This is a genomic window from Natrinema sp. H-ect4, from assembly GCF_041894845.1.
Classification (GTDB): domain Archaea; phylum Halobacteriota; class Halobacteria; order Halobacteriales; family Natrialbaceae; genus Natrinema.
In genome coordinates this window covers 12,340-29,877 of record NZ_JBHDYC010000032.1, presented here as the reverse complement: position 1 = coordinate 29,877, position 17,538 = coordinate 12,340, and the positions used below count along the sequence as shown (strand labels likewise).

Sequence of the window (17,538 nt, the reverse complement as noted above, 5' to 3'; positions counted from 1 at the left end):
GTCGAGCGTGTCGTAGGCGCTGTCACCGACCATCCAGATCGGCTTGTCGACGGCGAGCGCGTCACGCGTGACGCGCATCGCCGTTTCCTCTGGTGCTTGTTTGCTTTCGGTGAACTCGGCTGCAATCGGGATCTTTTGCCCGGTGGAGACGATCGTGCAGCCGTAACCGTGGTAGTACTCCTCAGCGGTTGGATCGTAGCATTTCGAGACGTCTTGATCGGCCGGCATCGCCCTCACATCGGTTGAATCGATGCAGTATGTCAAGTCGAGCAGGCCGCGGCGGGCGGCCTGCTCGACGAGCCGGCCAAAGACTTCATCAACGACGTGTTCGAGGTCAGTGAGAAAGCGATCGACCGCGTCCCTCGACGGCGGTCGATCGAAGCCACAGCTCAGCCAGACGACCGTGTTCTGAAGTTCTCGTTCAACGGGGCGAATCGCGTAGATGTCGTGGTAGTAGCAATGGAGGAAACCACGCATCATTTCGGGTGGTTCGTGTTCTCGTGTTCGCCCCGGCGGAGACGGGGCGAACACGTCGAACTCTTCGAGAAACCCGAAGAAGAGATGCTCAAACAACGCGAGCCTCCGTCTCCACGACATTGAAGAACGATTCTACCGAAGGATCATCTTGCAGGGTCGCTGAGTACATGCCACCTCAGTGTTCACCCTGCTCTTTCGTATGGTAACCGTTCTATGACTCCCTCTATTTAAACACTACCAGTTCCATCGACCGGAGAGGCCCCTGCTCGATTCAAATAGATCCCCGTGGAACGGTCTCGTATGCACCTCGGAATCGTCCTCGAGACGAACGACCCGGAACGCGTCTGGAACGCGTTTCGACTGGCGAACACGGCGCTCGAGTCCGACCACTCCGTCGAGACGTTCCTGCTCGGTGACGGCGTCGAAGCGCCCGACCTCGAACACGAGCAGTTCAATCCACACGGGCTGATGCTGAAGTATGTCCAGAACGACGGGGAACTTCTCGCCTGTGGCACCTGTCTCGATTCTCGAGACCTGACCGAGGATCGGCTTCGTCCGCGCGGGACGATGGGCGATCTCCTGGAGTGTATCGAACGGGCCGACGAAGTGATGACGATCGGATGACCGCTCTGTCGCTCGTTCTTCCGATTCTATCGCCGGTAACGACTAGCTGACCGTCAGTACCGGCACCGTCGATCGACGGACGACGCGTGCCGTGGTACTCCCCAGTAACCGCCCGGATCCGACGGTTCGGCCGCGCGTTCCCATAGCGACCAGCGCAGCGTCGACGTCGTCGATGTAGTCGAGCAGTTCGTCCGTCGGGACGCCCCGCCGACGGTCGGTCGTCACGGGGAGGTCCCGCTCCCGCGCCATGTCCGCGATCGTCTCTGTCGCATTGTCCCCGCCCTCTTTGAGCGATCCGATGATACTCCGCGGGACGTCCTCGAGATCGTAAATCGTCGTGTCGAGGACGTACACGGTGTGAACGGCCGCGTCGTACTTCTCAGCGATGTCGAGTGCGGCTTCCGCGGCGCGTTCGGCGGCGTCGCTCCCGTCGGTTGGAATCACCACGTTCTCGTACGGACCGACATCCCGGTCGGGTTCCTCGGTCCCTTCGGGGAGGCGGATCGACAGTACCGGCACGTCCGAGAGCATGACCACGCGCTCGGTGGTACTGCCCAGACGAGCGCGCTCGGCACCGGTGTGGCCGTGGGTCCCCATGACGATCAGGTCGACATCCTGTTCGTCGACGTACTCGAGGACTTCCCTGTGGGGGATCCCCTCGCGAACCTCCCGCGCGGCATTCAGTTCGCGCTCCTCGGCTCGGTCCGTGACTCGGATCGTCGCCTCCCGTCCGCGACGCTCGGACGGGGCGTAGAATTCCTCTCGCTCGTCGGCGTCGAGAGCGGCGGGTTCGGTCCCGGTGTCGATGACGTAGAGCGCGTGAACGCTGGCGTCGTACGTCCAGCCCAGTTCCGTCGCGTGGGCGATCGCCACTTCGGCTCCGGGACTGCCGTCCGTCGGGACGAGTACGGTCGTGAACATGCCAGTCCGTTCAACCTGGGCGCCCATCAATCGCACAGGTTCTTTCAGCACACCTGATGTGTACGATCCCCGCGATCGGACGAGCTGTCGATCCCGAATTATCAGCCGACGAGAATCCCGCTGACTCTGTCGTCCAAACACAGCACGACACGTCCGGATCCGCTCGTTCGTCACTCGTCCGTGTACGATCCCTCCTCGAGTCGGACCGCCGGAACCGACGGCGGTGCGTAGTATCGGACGACGTGGACGTCGTACGTCGGGTCTTCCGCGACGCCGCCGGCGACGCTGGTCACCGGTTCGGCGATCTCGCCGACGTTGTCGGTTCCGAGGAAGACGACCGCCGGTCGGACCTCCGCGGCGATCGATTTGATCCGCGCCGCGATCGCCGCCGGCGCACTCCGATCGATTCGCTCGTATCGGAACGTGGCCTGCGGGGCGATATCGGTGACGCCCTCGTGGAGCTTTCCGGCGACGTACGGGACGCCAAAGGGGTCGTCCTCTCCGTCCTCGTACCACCCGACGTCGATCGCGTACGCTTCGTCATCCGGAACGACGGTCAGGGCGATCACGTCTTCGTCCAGCGCCTCGCCGTACTCGGCCGCGCGAAGCAGCGCCGCCTCGGCCAGATATGACCCGTCGAAGGGAACGAGAAACGTCATTGCTACCGTCACCTTCGCTACTGGAGGTGAACAAGGTTGGGGTGTCCCTCGCGCGGTCGCTCACCGGACAACGGTGACTGGAACCGGTGCCCGGCGGACGACCGTCTCGGTGACGCTTCCGTACACCGCGCGCTCCGTGCCAGTCCGTCCGTGGGCACCGAGGACGATGTGATCGACGTCCTCGTCGGCGGCGTACTCGAGAACGAGGCGCGTCGGATCGCCGATGTCGGAGTCGGTCGCGACCGACCGGTCGTAGTCGGCGGCGATTTCGTCGACCTCGGCGAAGAGCCGGTCTCGTCTCTCGCCGACGAAGCGATACCACTCGTCGGAACCGAGCATCGGTTCGTATATCGACGCGACGGCCTCGTCCGCGTAGTCGGGTTCGAAGAGATCGATCACGTGGTAGGCCGCGATTTCCGCCTCGGGAAACTCGCGCAACGCGTGCCGAAGCGCGCGCGAACTCAGCGGCGATCCGTCGACGGGAACGAGAACTGTTCGTGGCATACGAACGCTACCGGCTGAGACGTCATAGAGTCACGGGGAATTCCCGCCGGTCGACGCGGAACCGGGAGGTCTCCGAACCGGCTGCCGCCCCCGCGCTCGTACGGTGGTTACGGGGACGTCGGAAGCGATCCATCTCTGGCGATTGTCGCGTACCGGGAACGGTCCCCCGACATTTTGTAGATCGGGCGAGTTGACTCTGAACGGATGCAACTCGACGTCACCGCGACCGACATCGGAACGAGTCGACCACTCGTGCTCCTGAACACCGTCGACGCCGCCGAACTGGGCGCCCACCCGATCGACCGCGTTCGGATCGAACACGCCGACGGGACGTCGACAGGCATCGTCAAGCGGACCGACGAACTGGTCGCTCCGGGCACGATGGGCCTGACCGAACCGCTCCATCACGTTCGCGGCCCCGTCGACGTCACGCTCGCCGGGACCCCACAGTCGGTCAGGTACGTTCGCAAGAAACTGGACGACATCGAACTCGAGGCCGCCGAACTCGAGCGGATCGTCGAGGACATCTACGAGGATCGCCTCTCCGACATCGAACTCGGCGCGTACGTCTCGGCAGTTTATACGAACGGCCTGTCGCTCTCCGAAACGAAACACCTGACGCGGGCGATGGCCGAGGCGGGCCAGCAACTGACGTGGGACGCACCGGTCGTCGCGGACAAACACTCGATCGGCGGCGTGGCCGGCAACTGCGTGACGCCGATCGTCGTCTCGATCGTCACGGAGGCGGGGCTGACGATGCCGAAGACCTCCTCGCGCGCGGTGACGTCGCCGGCCGGGACGGCCGACGTGATGGAGGTCTTCTGTGACGTCGAGTTTTCGATCGACGGGATCGAGTCGATCGTCGCCGAGACGAACGGCTGTCTCGTCTGGGGCGGCGGGGTCGACCTCTCGCCGGTCGACGACGAGATCATCCGCGCCGAGAACCCCCTCTCGATCGACCCGCAGGGACAACTCGTGGCGTCAGTCCTCTCCAAGAAGCGCAGCGCGGGCTCGACGCACGTCGTGATCGACATCCCCTACGGCGAGGGGGCGAAAGTCGAGAGCCTCGTCGGGGCGAGGGAACTCGCGGACGATATCAAACGCGTCGGCGAGGACCTCGGGATGGATATCACCTGTGTGATCACCCACGGCACCGATCCGGTCGGCCGCGGCGTCGGTCCCGTCCTCGAGGCCCGGGACGTCCTCGAAGTGCTGGAAGGGGCGGGACCGGAATCGCTCCGACTGAAGTCGATCCGGATCGCGGAGATCCTGCTCGACCACTGCGGCGTCGACGCGTCGGCGACGGAGATTCTCGACTCGGGGCGGGCGCTCGATCGGTTCCGCCGCATCGTGGCTGCGCAGAACGGCGACCCGGCGATTGAATCGAACGATCTCGAGCCGGGTGGGAAATCAACGATCGTTCGATCGGAGCGGTCCGGGTTCGTGACGCGCGTCGACAACAGGCGACTCTGTGACCTCGCACGCCGCGCGGGCGCGCCACTGGATGCCCGCGCTGGGCTCGTGATCCATCGAACGGACGGGACAACGGTCGAGTCCGGCGATCCGCTGTACACGATCCACGCCGAGACGGAGCCCAAGCTCGCGGAAGCGGACTCGCTGGCGGATCGCCTCGAGCCGATTCGCGTCCGGAGCAAGGCCGACGCGCTCGTCGAACGTCGATAGCGTCAGCCGATTCAGCGGTGAGCAGTGCGCCGTCGGCTCGAACGAAGCGGTTGACGTCGCGGTCACCGTCACCTCAGGTCTGGCGGTAGCGCTCGGGAAGATACGGGGCTACCGGGTCCGGCGCCAGGCCGGCGAGACGTTCAGCGATGTTCGCGAGGGGTTTTCGCAACAGGACGTAGACGGTCGACACTGACAGGAGTGCGACCGTAACGACGGTGACGGGCCCGTCACTCATGACGACGAGCGGGGCCGCTATGAGCCCGGCGACCGTGAGGTCTTCGGGTGCGCCGTCGTAGCGCACGAAGCGGCGGGGTCGAATCCAGCGGTCGTGATAGTGACTGTAAACCGCTCGCTCGGAACCCTCTTCCCACGGTCGTAACTCGAGGCCACCGCCCAGGACGTCGGCAACGGCGTGGAGCGCCGACGCGGAAAGCGCGACGGCGAGTGCGACGGTCATCGTCGACGGTGCGACGACCGCGAGCGCGACCGTCGGAACGGTGGCGAGCGACGCGTAGACCGGATAGTGGAGCGTCTTCCGGTGGCCCGCGTAGAGATCGAGGTCGGGGAGCACCCCGCCGACGAGGCCGGCCGCGAAGGCGGCCGGGGCGAACTCCGGGGCGATCGCGAGGACGGGGAGGGCGAGTACCATCCCCCAGAGCACGTGTGTCGTCGCCATCATTGTGTCCTTCAATAGAGGACGGAACTATAAATATGTTTCTGGCGACCGAGAACCTGCTGGGACACTCGGAGCGGGACTCCAGATGCGCCGAGCGGTTTCGGTGACCCTCATCTGCGTAACCGGCTCGCTTTGACATCCTCCCGGCTCTGAAGCGGGTCTTTCCGTAATTACGACCACGTGTCATTCCGAGTCGGTGACACTCGTGGCAATCATTAATTAGTGCAGAGTAGTTCTCCCTGTTGGAGGGAGCTATGCCAATAGATGATTTAGCCCGAAGCGATGTTGTAACAGCCGATCCAGACGCGTCAGTCGCTGAGCTCGCGGCCACGATGGATCAGGAAGGTGTCGGCAGCGTCATGATCACAGACGGCGATTCGCCGGTCGGCATTGTGACCGATCGCGATCTGACCGTGCGCGTCCTCACTGACGATGCTGACCCGTCCGGACAAACGGCAGCAGACGTGATGACCGAAGATCCCCAGACGATCGATCGAAACGAGGGGTTCTACAAGGCGACGAACCTGATGGCCGAAAACGGTGTCCGTCGGCTGCCCGTCTGTGAGGGCGACGAACTCGTCGGGATCATCACCGCCGACGACCTGACAGAACTCATCGCCGACGAGGAACAACAACTTGCCGAGGTCATCCGAGCACAGCGGCCTGAGTACTGACCGTTTGCACCAGCGATAGACCGCACTCCCCTTTTTCGCCCCACGTGCGCATCCGGAGTCACGATCGAAATCGACCTCGGTCTCTTCAACGAGGACGACCGCCACTGGCGACCCGTGTCCGTGCCGTCGCGGCTGATCGACGGGAAGACTGCTCGGCTCAGACGGTTTCGTTCACTGGGGTGGCGGTAGTCACGGACTGTCAGTCGACAGGTCACAGGCGTGGCGCCCCCCGTATCACCGTCCTTGGTACCGCGACCTACCCTCTGTCGGCGGCAAGGCAGTTCACTGGAACATTCCGGTCTGTACCTGCTGTTGCTGGTCCTCTCCCTCTTCGGTTATCTGCTGATACTGCTGTGCGACCTGTTGCATCCGCTGTTGGATATCGTCGGCCTGCTCGTCGAGCGCCGTCGTGTCGATATCGAAGTCGACGAGCGGCTCGAGCGCGGTCTCGATCACGGATTTGGCCGCCTCCGGATCAGGAAGGTACGGATGCGAACGGACGATCAGCAAGGCGGCCGGGACATCGGCTTGGTAGCATTCTTGCACGAGTGAGCCGGTGATCCCGCCGACGAGTCCCCGGTCGTCGGCTGTCGAAATCCCCGCGTCGACGAGATCGTCCCGTATCGAGTCGGTCGTCGCGACGCCGGTGACGTTACCCAGTTGTTCTTCCGCTTCAGCCGGCGCACCCGCAAGGAAGATCGCACGGCCGAATTCGTCGGCGAGGTCCTCGAGGACACACCGTGACAGCGGCTCGAACGCCGGTTGCGGAAGCGCGAGATCGCTCTCTAAGGTCATCACTGCCGGATCGGATCCGGCCGAAACGCGAACGAGATCTTGAACGAGTCCGTCTTCGAACGTCACGACCGGGGGGAACGCCTCGGACGTGATGTTTCCACAGTGTTCGAGGCCGAGCTGGTCCGTGATCTGATCGACCGCGATCGCCGCGACGAGCCCGTGGCCGGGTAAGCCCTCAATGAGTGTTGGCGAATCGGCCGGAATATCTGCGACCCTCTCGAACGACGCCTTCGTTGTCTGTTCGGTCATGCGGATACCGATACGTCAGCGCGGGATATGATTCTTGAGGGTGTTTTCGATCGATTAGAAGTCAGAGGTTCGATCACCGCCCGATCGACGGCTCCGTCAGCCGCGTCCTCGAACTCGAGACGTGCTGGACGGTCGCTGTCGGTTCGATCGCGATCGACCGATCACGGTCGACGGCAGGTCATCTGCAGGACCGAGAACGGGTTCGGATCCGGTCGCGACGGGCGGGGACGATGTCCGCGAGATGACGTTGCTAACTCGCCCAACGGAGCCACACGTTCCGCCTTGGAACTGGACTACTCGATATCGATCGAGGTCTCCTCCGGTTCCGTCGGCTCAGTCTTCGGCAAAGTGACGGTGAGTACGCCGTTCCGGTACGATGCCTCGACGGTCTCCTCGTCTACTGACTCCGGGAGTCGGACGGCCCGACTCATCGATCGCCGTGTCCGCTCGTTCCTGATGTATGACTCGTTGTCTTCTTCGGTCGATTCCTCCGTTCGTTCCGCGGTGATGTGGAGCGTGTCGTCAGCGAGTCGGAGGTCGATATCGTCGGTCTCGAATCCCGGAACGTCGGCCGTCAGGACGAACTCGTCGCCGCGGTCGGCCAGATCGATTCCCATTCCGGTCGTCGCGAGCGCCGTCGTCGGACCGTACCGATCACCGTCCCACGCGTCCAGCACTTCTTCGAGTTGCCGTTGCATCTGCTCGAATCGCCGTTCGAGACTCCTGAAAGGTTTTTCGTCAGAACTCATGCGTTCCCTTGGGGCGTACCCCGACTCGGAGTCCGACGACGGTTATGTTAAACCTTTCACTAGCTTCCATCGTGCGGGATCGTCCAGTTCGGATCCGCGTAGACGAAACGCAGACGGCCCAGTTGGAACTCGCCCGTTCGATTCCGAGTCTCCCATCGCCCATCGGAGCGGATTTCGAGTGCCCCGAATCTCGTCGTCCGCACGCTGCCATCCGAACGAATCGTCGGTCTCGAGACGGCATCGATTCGCACCTCGGCCGTTGCGTTGGTGACGAGGTGGCGAGACAGAGAACGTCGTTGCCGACCCTCACGTAGCTTTCACTGCTCCTCACGCCTCTCGACTGGACGGCCGCCTCCGTGGCGCGCTGGCCAATCTGGCGATTCGGGCCGCCCTCTTCGTTTTCCCGCGACTGTGAACAAGTCGCCGTCGTGATTCACGAACTCCATCGTCGTGGGCAGCGACGATGGGGCGCGCTATCCCTACACCGGAAAGTGACACCGTCTACGGGGAACCGGGAGCCGATCGGAACGGAAACGGCGTATTTCGAACGCGGAACGTGTGGCCGTCGATCGTGCATCGTTCGGCTCGGCTGCTCGCGGCGACGCGACCGTCGTCCGCTATTCCTGAACTGTTACACTGTTTCGTCTGGTATGCCGAGAATACACCCGCTGTTTGACGGGGGGTTCAAGACATATTTACAGTAATATGCTTGTAATCGTTCTCGGTGCGGAAATAGATCCTTACCTGCTGTAGCGAGCCACTAGATACCGATCAATACTCAGTAGGACGTGATGAACAACCCCGCCTTGGAATCAGCCGCTGGATTTCGGCTCGGCCGCGCAGTGACCGTGGTTCGCTGACCGCGCCCCGCTGATCCTCGTCACGGACGGTTTCAGAGTTGATTACTCCTCGAGCAGCCAGCCGAAGCGTTTCTCCCAGAACGCTTCGCTCGGGGGCTTCTTGCTCTGTCCGTAGGTCTTCTTATCACGGATCTGTCGTTCCAGGACTTCCTTGGCCTCGTTTATCGCGTGGCTCGCGCCGTAGCCCTCGCCGGAGGCGATGTAGAGCCCGCGATCGGTGTGTAGTCGAATCCGCGCGAGCAGGAGCGGCCGCCCGCGGCGCGTCTCGTCGTGTTCGTGGAGGTGGACCCGCGCGTCGAGGACGTTCATCCCGTGGTCCCTGTCGTCGAACTTCTCGACCATCGCCACGATTTCGTCGTAGGCCACGTCGTCAATCAGGTCGGTGCCGTAGACCTGGACGCCGCGTGTCCCGCCAGCCTCCCACGTGAGCGAGTCGAGGACATCGGTCTTCGTGACGATGCCGTGTGGCGCACCGTTCTCGGTGACGACCAGCGACGACGCGTCGATCTCGAACATCTCGTCGACAGCCACGTCGAGCGTCTCGTCCGGCCGAATCGTGCGCACCGGCGAGACCATGATATCCCGGACCGGGAGGTCCAGCATCCGCTCGGACTCCCCCTCTCGAGCGCCGAAGCCGCCGCGTCCCGCGCGGGCGGTGCTGGCGGATATTTCACCCCCGAACGGATCCGTCCCGCCCGCATCACCGCCCTGGCTCTGCACCTCGGCTCGAACCGTGATACCGGTCACGTCGTAGAGGCTGAGGATACCGACTGCTTCGTTCCCCTCGACGACCGGAAGGTGCGTGATGTGATTCTCACGAAAGACATTGAGTGCGTCTCCGAGGGTGGTCGCCGGGCCGATCGAGACGAGATCGGCGGAGTGGGCCTCGGCGACGGTCGCCGCGTCGAGGAACGGTTCGACCTTCCGGAGGATATCGTCGACGGTGACGACGCCGACCAGCTCCTGGCCCTCGAACACCGGGAGTAACCGTGAATCGCTGTCGATCATGAGCTGTGCCACCTTGCGAACGTCCTCGTCCGGCGCGAGCCGCGGCACGTGCCAGACGAGCGATCCGAGCTTTTCGTCGGGTTGGCGATGCGAGGTCGCGAGTTGTCTCCTGGTGACGACCCCCTCGAACTCGTCGTCACGGATCACGACGCCCTTGACCGTGGAATCCGCGAACGTCCCGACGAGCTTCGAGACGGTTGCTTCTGGCGTGAATTCGACGTACTCCGCTGATACGACATCTTCGATATTCATGATTGGTTGCGTGTTTCCGGTTGCTTGGTCATGTTGCTATCCCGCCGGAACGACGCTGCTAGCAATGGCACTTTGTCACCGAACTCCAAGTATCGATGTGGTGGTTCCCATGTTTGAGGAACTCGTCGATGCTCTCGTCCGCTTCCGATCACTCCAGAGATGACATCGCCATGCCGTCGACGACGACCACGGTTTTGCCGGCCAAATCGGGCTCCGCTCGATCGTTCCGGTAGCGCTCGGCCTTCCGACGTGCGTTCGCCGCTTCTTCCTCGCGCTGTTGCTCGAAGTACTCCTCGTCGCTACCGGTCTCCACGGAACGCCTTTTCGTTCCGCCAGATGCTTCCAGCATTCGCAACGGCACCGATGGCATACTCCGGATTGCCCGAGGCGCCGATTTTCTTCGCGACGACGATGTCGAGTGGGTCGTCGAGCGCATCGGCCACTGCTCGTCCGAGCGGGAGGCCGCCCCGTGGGATGGCAAGTGCGATGTCAGGGTCGATCTCACGCTCTCGAAGTTCTGTCGCGAGTTGTTTCCCCGCTTCTTCTCGGTCGGTGAATTGGCGAACTCCTGCCATCGGTCTCGGGTGGGAACACGGAACACGACTACAAATATAGTAGCCACTGCAAGTCACTGCATACCTGATCGCACGACAGCTATGCGATCAGTATGTAACTAGTTGCAGTTGTTACTATAACACACAGGCGACCCTCGAGCACGGGTCCCCCTGTATACTAACCGTTGACAGTGTCGAGTCACGTATGTGACACCACGCAGACAGTCTCGTGTCCATCCCAGTCGACGACGTAGAGCTCGAGGGCATGCTCGAAATCCCGGCTGACGCATCCGGAGTCGTCGTCTTCGCTCACGGGAGTGGATCGAGTCGGCAGAGCCCGCGTAACAACTTCGTCGCGGAGATCATCCGCGATCAGGGTCTCGGGACCCTGTTGTTCGACCAGTTCACCTGCGAGAAGGACCTCCACGTCGTCGAGGGAGCGGGACACCGCTTCGAGGGAGACGGCGAACTCGAAGAAGTCGCCGATGTGGCGTCCGACTGGTTCGCCGAGAACCTGGAGTAAGGGGCCGAGTCAGCGTTCGCTTCCTTCCTCTCTCCGGTTCGGCCAGCTCGTCACAGTGTCGCAATCCAAGTCGGTTCGTTGACCGACTTCGCTCGGTCATCCACGTTGAATCGGCAACTACTGTGACTGGCGGGGACTCTCTCGCTGTTGAACGGTAGCACGTAGCTTGAAGTCCGTGGTCGCCGAGTAGACTGGTGCCATGAACTTCGACGAGTTCACTGGAACGGTACAGCACCGACTCGAGTTACCGGACACCGGCCGAACGGTTCGGACAATCCGGGCGACGCTCACGACCCTCGGACAGCGAATCCCGGAGGGCGCGGCCGAGGATCTCGCCGCATCGCTCCCGATGGAGATCAAGTGGTACATCACGGGCGCCGTCGACGACCACGGCCAGCGGTTCGACTGGCAAGAGTTCATCTCGCGGGTCAGCGAGATCACGAAGGCCGATCCGACCGAATCGGCCTATCACACGCGTGTCATCATCGACCTCGTGGAGACGGTAGTGCCGGAGTCAGACTTCCAGCAACTCCGCGATCAGCTTCCCGAAAGCGAAGACGACGAGAACTGGCGCAAGCTCTTCGAGGTCGTCGACGCCGGCGGGTGGGGTGACGCTCAGGAGGCCCAGACCGGCGGCGGCCCACAACCCGAACGGACGGACCCGGAGCGCCTCGAGGTGGACGACGACTCGTCCAGCGAGGGCGAAAAATAACGCGTCTCACCTCGAACTGGCGTCCCTCCCGCGGACGATTCCACCGCGACGGTCGTCCGAGAGTAGCGTCGCTCGACTCCGCGTAGTTTGCCGTCCGTCGTGTCGGTCTTTGTCACGACGACACCACATTCCGAATCGGTGATAGATGTAGCAGTCTATTAACTGGTTCGGGGATGAAGGCCTCTTCAGAGCAAACCATGCCAATCGAAGACCTATCTAGAAGCGATGTCGTAACGGCCGAGCCAGACGCCGCAGTCAGCGAACTCGCGACGATCATGGACGACGAAGGGGTCGGTAGCGTCGTCATCACCGAGGGAGATAGCCCGGTCGGCATCGTAACCGACCGTGATCTGACCGTGCGTCTCCTCGCCGAAGAGGCCGATCCCTCCGAACGGACGGCGGAAGACGTGATGACGGAATACCCCGAGACAATCGAGATGGATGCCGGGTTCTACGAGGCGACGAACATGATGGCCGAGCACGGAATCCGTCGGCTGCCCGTCCGTGAGGGCGACGAGCTCGTCGGGATCATCACCGCTGATGACCTGACGGAACTCATCGCCGACGAGGAACAGCAACTCGCCGAGGTCATCCGAGCCCAGCGTCCAGAGTACTGACTCGTCGGTAACGGTACGCTCGTGGTCGCGCTCGTTGTGCACATCCGTTGTTCGGTCGGGCCGAAGACGACGGTTGCGGCCAGATTCCGGATCGCCTGCCCTCCGGTCTATCCCGATGACGAGGACGCAGCCGGATGACAGCGTTCGTTCGTCGGAATCCCCCATCGAATCCGATCACGAGCTGGTGCGAATCGAGCCAAGTGCCCACAGGAACGGTGCACGACGGAGCTCGATGCCCGTTCACCGGGTTCGCGGTCCGGTTTGAGGCCCCGAAGCGATAGACGCTGTTCGCAATTCGGACCTGTTCTACGTGTTGAACGACGTCAAAGCCAAGGCAGTCGTCACCGTACGGAGCAGTATGTACGATGATATTCTCGTCGCAACCGACGGGAGCGACATCGCAGCGAACGCCGCATCGATGGGGATCTCGCTCGCCAGGCGGTTCGGGGGCGAGATACACGCGCTAGCGATCGCCGAAGAGAGACGAGATAACGCGGCGCGTCGCAGCAAACGCGAGGCGGATGCGGAAGCGATCGCGGCGCAGGCCCGCCAAGCCGACTGTGAGGCCGACGCGATCGTCCGGAGCGGGCGGCCGGCGGACGAAATACCGGCCACCGCCACCGAAGTCGGTGCCGACCTGATCGTCCTCGGCACCCACGGACGGACCGGATTATCGCAGGCGCTGCTCGGAAGTGTCGCTCTCGAGGTGCTTCGAGAGGCCCGCCAGCCGGTCCTCACAGTCGGTCCGGACGCTGCTCTCGAGGGCCCTGAGCTCGACGACGTCCTCCTCGCGACGGACGGGTGGTCCGGCTCACGCGCCGCGACCGAACACGCAATCTCGCTCGCCGACAGCGCCGACGCTAGGTTGCACGCGCTGTACGCCGTCGACGTGAACTTCGATGCGCCGGAGCAACGAGAAGCGTTCGAAGAACACGGCAAGAAGACGATGACGGCCGTCGCGGATCGTGCCGAGGAACGCGGCGTCGAAGTGACGCGAACGGTCGTCGACGGATCGGCCCACGAGGTCATCCTCGAGTACGCGGCCGACGCGGACGTCGACCTGCTCGTGATGGGCACCGAGAGCAAGACGACTCTCGAGCGGCTCGTGGTCGGTAGCGTCTCCCAGCGGGTGGTGCCGAACGCGAGCGTCCCCGTCGTGACCGTCCGAACGATCGACCAGTAGTCGTCATACGACGATGCCAAGGCACTGTGTACCGGGAATCCGCTTGACGGTCTCGTCGTCCATCCGTTCGATCCCGTAGTCGGTGAGGTCTCGAGACGGCTCTGCGAGTGGCTGGACAGGACCGACGATCCAGTACTTGACGGGCCTGTCGTGCTGGGTAACTACGACCGGATCAGGTCGCGGGTACCGCACGATAATAAGTGGATTCCCGACGAATTCACCATATGGTCGATCGGCTACTCGTCCCGACGGACGGAAGCGATCCCGCGACTGCTGCGCTCGAACACGCCGCTACCATCGCTGCGACGACGAAAGCGACGGGACACGTACTACACGTGGCCGAGAATACGGACGAAGACGATCCGGTGGCCGAGCAAATCGTCGACGAAGGCATGGCGTGGTTCGAAGACGCCGGCGCGACTGTCATCGGGGAGATTCGATCCGATTCCCCCACTGGGGAAATCGCGGACTACGCCTCCGAGATCGATGCTGACGTAATCGTCATTGGGACCCATGGCCGGCACGGGATCCAACGGCTCGTTCTCGGTAGCGTGACTGAGGCCGTCGTCAGGGACGGCGAGGTACCAGTCCTCGTCGTCTCGCCGGATGGGGAACTCGACGTCAGGTATCCCTACCAAACGATCGTCGTTGGTGTGGATGGAAGCGAACACAGTCTGGCTGCCGTGAAACGCGCGGTCTCGTTCGCGTCCCCCCATGCAACGATCCACGTTCTCTCCGTCATCGACGTGACGCCGGTCGTCGCCGACGAGCGAATCAAAGCCCAGTTCGAAACCGCCGCGAAAACGATCGTCAACGACGCCGAAGCGGCCGCCCGAGCGGCCGGAGCGAACGACGTCGAAACCGAGGTACTGATCGGCCCGCCCGCTCGAGAGATCCGCTCGAAAGCTGCCGATGTGGGTGCGGACCTCATCGCGGTCGGCACGCACGGACGTCGTGGCGTCGATCGGCTCTTACTCGGCAGCGTCGCCGAACGCGTTCTTCGAACCGCGCCGACTCCTGTTTTGACCGTCCGCTCGGCCGATCGGTGACGGTTCGACGCGACATTCCGATGCGATCGCCTGGTGACGCCAGACTGCCAGCGGACCGTCCCCCGCGGTATATCGACGCTGATGACCGCTCGCGGCCCAGGTTCGACGTCGGTCTCCTGTGGGCCTCTCACGCCGGGACATCGTTCTCGTTCCCGGATATAGTAGCCACTGAAACGACTTACACACTGATCGCAACGCCGTTTTCGATCAGCTGTGCAGTGACTTTCAGTGGCTACTATCGGAACTGGGTACAATATTCATTCTGCTCGGGCTCGTTAGAACAACACGCATGGAGAAGAACGTCGGCGGAATAGACCGTACTGGACGTATCGTCGTTGGACTAGCGCTCGCGATCGCCGGGATCGCGGCATTGACTGGCTACTGGGCCATCGGCGCCGTCATCGGAGTGATCGGGGTCGTCGTCGGTGCCGTCCTCCTCGTGACCGGGACGACCCAGAAGTGTCCGATCAACGAGGCCGCGGGAATCGACACTACGACGGATGACTCCCGATGACGGGAGGAGACAGACGAGATGGGTTTGAACGTAGTAACCGAGCCCGAGTGAACCCGTTTCCGAACGCCGGACAGCTCACATCGGATTCGGGGTCGCTTCCGGCGGATTTCGACGGCCGGTTCCCGACCGTGGTGGCCGATGGACGAGGGTAAGACATCTACGGACCCCCTCTCGTCAGGCTCGATTGCGAGAGTGAATCGCCCAAAACGCGACGCGATCGTCTGGTACGATCGGATCAGTCCCTGGTACGATGCGCTCGTCGCGCGGTTCGATCGTGCCCCCCGGAATCATGGTATTAACCTCCTGAACGCCGAGACCGGCGATTGGGTGCTCGAGGTCGGGTTCGGAACGGGACGAGCGCTCGTCTCGCTCGCTGACAGTGTCGGATCGAACGGTCGCGTCGTCGGACTCGACAGCTCCGGCGGGATGTGCGACGTCACCCGAGAGCGAGTCGCGGAGGCGGACGTCGCGGACCGGGTCTCCCTCGTCCGGGGTGACGCCGAGCGACCGCCGTTCGACGGCGACGCGTTCGACGCGGTATTCGCGAGTTTCACGCTCGAACTGTTCGACACGCCGGCGCTGCCGACCGTCCTTGGGGAGTGGCGGCGAGTGCTTCGGGACGACGGCCGGCTCGGGGTCGTCGCGTTGTCCAAACGCGACGCCGGGCCGGTAACTCGCGCGTACGAACGCCTCCACGAGGCGTTTCCTCGGTACGCCGACTGCCGTCCGATCTTTGTTCGCGAACTCCTCGAGGAGGCCGGCTTCACCGTGGTCGAGGCGGAGACGTACCCGTTGTGGGGACTGACGGCCGAGATAGTGGTCGCAACTTCGCGTCGACGTGACGACGATCTGTCGACGTGAGTGACGGCTCCGAGCCACTATCTCCGCTCGAGCGGAACGGACACTACGTTTGAGAGAGGCGACGACTCGGAATCGAGGTGCAGAACCGACAGGCTGTCACGGTGGGTGCCTCGGGGCTTGACTCCGAGGCAATTCACTCGGATCGGTTTGTGGCCACCGCCAGTGCGAGAATACCGTGTTCAGAAGGCGAAGAGCGGGTTCAGGCGCGGGTAAGTCGATCGAAACGGTTTGTGCACGCTCGAAAACGACGGTCGTCAGATCAGGCGGTCAACACCGGCCGATCCGCGTACCGGACCACACGATCGGCGACACTTCCGATTTTGCCCGTTCGATCGTGGCTCTGCCCCTGAAATCCGATTACTATCAGGTCGGCATCGAGTTCTCGGGCCTTCTCCGTGACCTCCTCCCAGGGCCGGCCGTGACAGACGTTGCAGGTGCACTCGATACCAACGTTGTCAGCGCGCTCGACGAGCTCCTGGAGCATTGCTTCTCCCTGTTCCTCGAGCCTGGTGAGTACGATTTCGGCGCTGCTCAGGGCGGGTTCACCGTATCGGTGCGTCTCGACGCAGTACATTGCGTGCACCTTGGCATCGTACTGTTCCGCGAGCGCTAACGCGTGTTCTACCGCTCGATTCGCGGGGTCGCTCCCATCGGTCGGGACGAGGATTGTATCGTACATCGGTCACGAGTAGCAACACCGAAGTCAGCTAAATAAGACATACTAAATTATTTGATGTAAATCTGCGGGAGCAGGCTATCGACATCAAATCGTCGTTCAACATCGATTTCCTTCCGAATTCCTCAGCGTGTTCCGCGTCGAGACGTGTTTCAGGCCGTCATCACGGGGCGATCGACGTACCTGACGACGCGTTCTGCGGTGCTCCCGATTTCACCACCGGAATCCATACCGCGGTTGCCAAGGAGAAGCAGGTCCGCATCGATCTGATTGGCATACTCGCCGATCACTTCGTGTGGACGTCCGTCGTGAATTTCGATCGTCACATCGATGTCCGCCTGCGCGGCGATATCGTCTAAGATGTCCTGACCGCGCTCTCTCAGGCCTGTAATAACGTCCTCCGTGTCCGCCAGCGTCGATTTCCCGTACCGACGAGTGTCGACGACGTAGATCGCGTGGAAGTCGGCGTCGAACGTCGACGCGAGGTCGAGTGCGTGATCGGTTGCGCGGGCCGCTGATTCGCTTCCGTCGGTCGCGACGAGGATTGTCTCGTACATGGCCGTAGTGGGTCCACCACTGGACCGTACAAATAGGTTCAGGCGCTGTCTCACTGCAGAGTGACGGTACCGTCCAATGGATTGGATCGGCCTCAGCGGTCGTTCATCTATAGTAGCCACTGCAAGTCACTGCACACCTGATCGCACGATGGCTGTGCGAT

19 protein-coding genes and 2 pseudogenes are annotated in these 17,538 nt (G+C 62.7%); 10 read left to right on the top strand and 11 right to left on the bottom strand.

The features are described from left to right. Positions 1-646: pseudogene (locus ACEWFR_RS22900) on the bottom strand (transposase); the annotation flags it as partial. A 131-nt stretch (positions 647-777) separates the two neighbouring features. On the opposite strand from ACEWFR_RS22900, the gene ACEWFR_RS22895 reads away from it, so the two are divergent. Further along, a complete protein-coding gene (locus tag ACEWFR_RS22895; RefSeq protein ID WP_374063222.1) occupies positions 778-1,101 on the top strand; it encodes a DsrE family protein in 324 nt (107 codons plus the stop codon). 42 nt (positions 1,102-1,143) lie between these two features. On the opposite strand, the gene ACEWFR_RS22890 is transcribed toward ACEWFR_RS22895, so the two are convergent. The 3 genes from ACEWFR_RS22890 to ACEWFR_RS22880 all read right to left on the bottom strand — a co-directional run bounded on the left by ACEWFR_RS22890 (position 1,144) and on the right by ACEWFR_RS22880 (position 3,185). Then, positions 1,144-2,022 carry a universal stress protein gene (locus ACEWFR_RS22890; RefSeq protein ID WP_374063221.1) on the bottom strand — a complete coding sequence of 293 codons (879 nt, stop codon included), beginning with the start codon at positions 2,020-2,022 and terminating at the stop codon, positions 1,144-1,146. Positions 2,023-2,192: 170 nt separating this feature from the next. Continuing rightward, a complete protein-coding gene (locus tag ACEWFR_RS22885; RefSeq protein ID WP_374063220.1) occupies positions 2,193-2,681 on the bottom strand; it encodes a universal stress protein in 489 nt (162 codons plus the stop codon). Positions 2,682-2,741: 60 nt separating this feature from the next. Continuing rightward, positions 2,742-3,185, bottom strand: coding sequence for a universal stress protein (locus tag ACEWFR_RS22880; RefSeq protein WP_374063219.1), 444 nt, complete (start codon positions 3,183-3,185; stop codon positions 2,742-2,744). A gap of 204 nt (positions 3,186-3,389) precedes the next feature. On the opposite strand from ACEWFR_RS22880, the gene ACEWFR_RS22875 reads away from it, so the two are divergent. Further along, a complete protein-coding gene (locus ACEWFR_RS22875; RefSeq protein WP_374063218.1) occupies positions 3,390-4,868 on the top strand; it encodes an AMP phosphorylase in 1,479 nt (492 codons plus the stop codon). 73 nt (positions 4,869-4,941) lie between these two features. Here ACEWFR_RS22875 and ACEWFR_RS22870 read toward each other — a convergent pair whose 3' ends face one another. Continuing rightward, on the bottom strand, positions 4,942-5,547 hold the full coding sequence (locus tag ACEWFR_RS22870) for a metal-dependent hydrolase (protein ID WP_374063217.1): 606 nt from the start codon (positions 5,545-5,547) through the stop codon (positions 4,942-4,944). 251 nt (positions 5,548-5,798) lie between these two features. Between ACEWFR_RS22870 and ACEWFR_RS22865 the strand changes: the two genes are divergently transcribed. Further along, positions 5,799-6,218: a CBS domain-containing protein gene (locus tag ACEWFR_RS22865; protein WP_374063216.1), complete on the top strand. Its 420-nt coding sequence runs from the start codon at positions 5,799-5,801 to the stop codon at positions 6,216-6,218. Between the two features lie 282 nt (positions 6,219-6,500). Here ACEWFR_RS22865 and ACEWFR_RS22860 read toward each other — a convergent pair whose 3' ends face one another. From ACEWFR_RS22860 to ACEWFR_RS22845, 4 genes and pseudogenes are all read right to left on the bottom strand, one after another. Further along, on the bottom strand, positions 6,501-7,262 hold the full coding sequence (locus tag ACEWFR_RS22860) for a proteasome assembly chaperone family protein (RefSeq protein WP_374063215.1): 762 nt from the start codon (positions 7,260-7,262) through the stop codon (positions 6,501-6,503). A 293-nt stretch (positions 7,263-7,555) separates the two neighbouring features. Beyond that, positions 7,556-7,960, bottom strand: coding sequence for an Hsp20/alpha crystallin family protein (locus ACEWFR_RS22855; protein WP_374063214.1), 405 nt, complete (start codon positions 7,958-7,960; stop codon positions 7,556-7,558). Positions 7,961-8,913: 953 nt separating this feature from the next. Then, the gene (locus tag ACEWFR_RS22850) at positions 8,914-10,131 is read right to left on the bottom strand and encodes a CBS domain-containing protein (RefSeq protein ID WP_374063213.1); all 1,218 of its coding nucleotides are present in this window, start codon (positions 10,129-10,131) and stop codon (positions 8,914-8,916) included. Positions 10,132-10,288: 157 nt separating this feature from the next. Beyond that, positions 10,289-10,706 (bottom strand): annotated as a pseudogene (locus tag ACEWFR_RS22845) (phosphoribosyltransferase); the annotation flags it as partial. A gap of 244 nt (positions 10,707-10,950) precedes the next feature. On the opposite strand from ACEWFR_RS22845, the gene ACEWFR_RS22840 reads away from it, so the two are divergent. The 7 genes from ACEWFR_RS22840 to ACEWFR_RS22810 all read left to right on the top strand — a co-directional run bounded on the left by ACEWFR_RS22840 (position 10,951) and on the right by ACEWFR_RS22810 (position 16,144). Further along, positions 10,951-11,208, top strand: coding sequence for a hypothetical protein (locus ACEWFR_RS22840; RefSeq protein WP_374063223.1), 258 nt, complete (start codon positions 10,951-10,953; stop codon positions 11,206-11,208). A gap of 199 nt (positions 11,209-11,407) precedes the next feature. Next, on the top strand, positions 11,408-11,920 hold the full coding sequence (locus ACEWFR_RS22835) for a DUF2267 domain-containing protein (protein WP_374063212.1): 513 nt from the start codon (positions 11,408-11,410) through the stop codon (positions 11,918-11,920). Positions 11,921-12,117: 197 nt separating this feature from the next. Further along, positions 12,118-12,537 (top strand): CBS domain-containing protein, encoded by a 420-nt coding sequence (locus ACEWFR_RS22830; protein WP_374063211.1) that lies wholly within the window; start codon positions 12,118-12,120, stop codon positions 12,535-12,537. 358 nt (positions 12,538-12,895) lie between these two features. After that, positions 12,896-13,720, top strand: a complete 825-nt coding sequence (locus ACEWFR_RS22825; protein ID WP_374063210.1) for a universal stress protein — start codon at positions 12,896-12,898, stop codon at positions 13,718-13,720. Between the two features lie 224 nt (positions 13,721-13,944). After that, positions 13,945-14,769 carry a universal stress protein gene (locus ACEWFR_RS22820; RefSeq protein WP_374063209.1) on the top strand — a complete coding sequence of 275 codons (825 nt, stop codon included), beginning with the start codon at positions 13,945-13,947 and terminating at the stop codon, positions 14,767-14,769. Positions 14,770-15,058: 289 nt separating this feature from the next. Further along, the gene (locus tag ACEWFR_RS22815) at positions 15,059-15,283 is read left to right on the top strand and encodes a YgaP-like transmembrane domain (RefSeq protein WP_374063208.1); all 225 of its coding nucleotides are present in this window, start codon (positions 15,059-15,061) and stop codon (positions 15,281-15,283) included. Positions 15,284-15,421: 138 nt separating this feature from the next. Beyond that, positions 15,422-16,144, top strand: a complete 723-nt coding sequence (locus ACEWFR_RS22810) for a class I SAM-dependent methyltransferase (RefSeq protein ID WP_374063207.1) — start codon at positions 15,422-15,424, stop codon at positions 16,142-16,144. Positions 16,145-16,403: 259 nt separating this feature from the next. Here ACEWFR_RS22810 and ACEWFR_RS22805 read toward each other — a convergent pair whose 3' ends face one another. Both ACEWFR_RS22805 and ACEWFR_RS22800 read right to left on the bottom strand, forming a co-directional pair. After that, entirely contained in the window at positions 16,404-16,823 is a 420-nt protein-coding gene (locus tag ACEWFR_RS22805) for a universal stress protein (protein ID WP_374063206.1), read from the bottom strand. Between the two features lie 149 nt (positions 16,824-16,972). After that, positions 16,973-17,377 carry a universal stress protein gene (locus ACEWFR_RS22800; RefSeq protein WP_374063205.1) on the bottom strand — a complete coding sequence of 135 codons (405 nt, stop codon included), beginning with the start codon at positions 17,375-17,377 and terminating at the stop codon, positions 16,973-16,975. Positions 17,378-17,538: the final 161 nt, after the last annotated feature.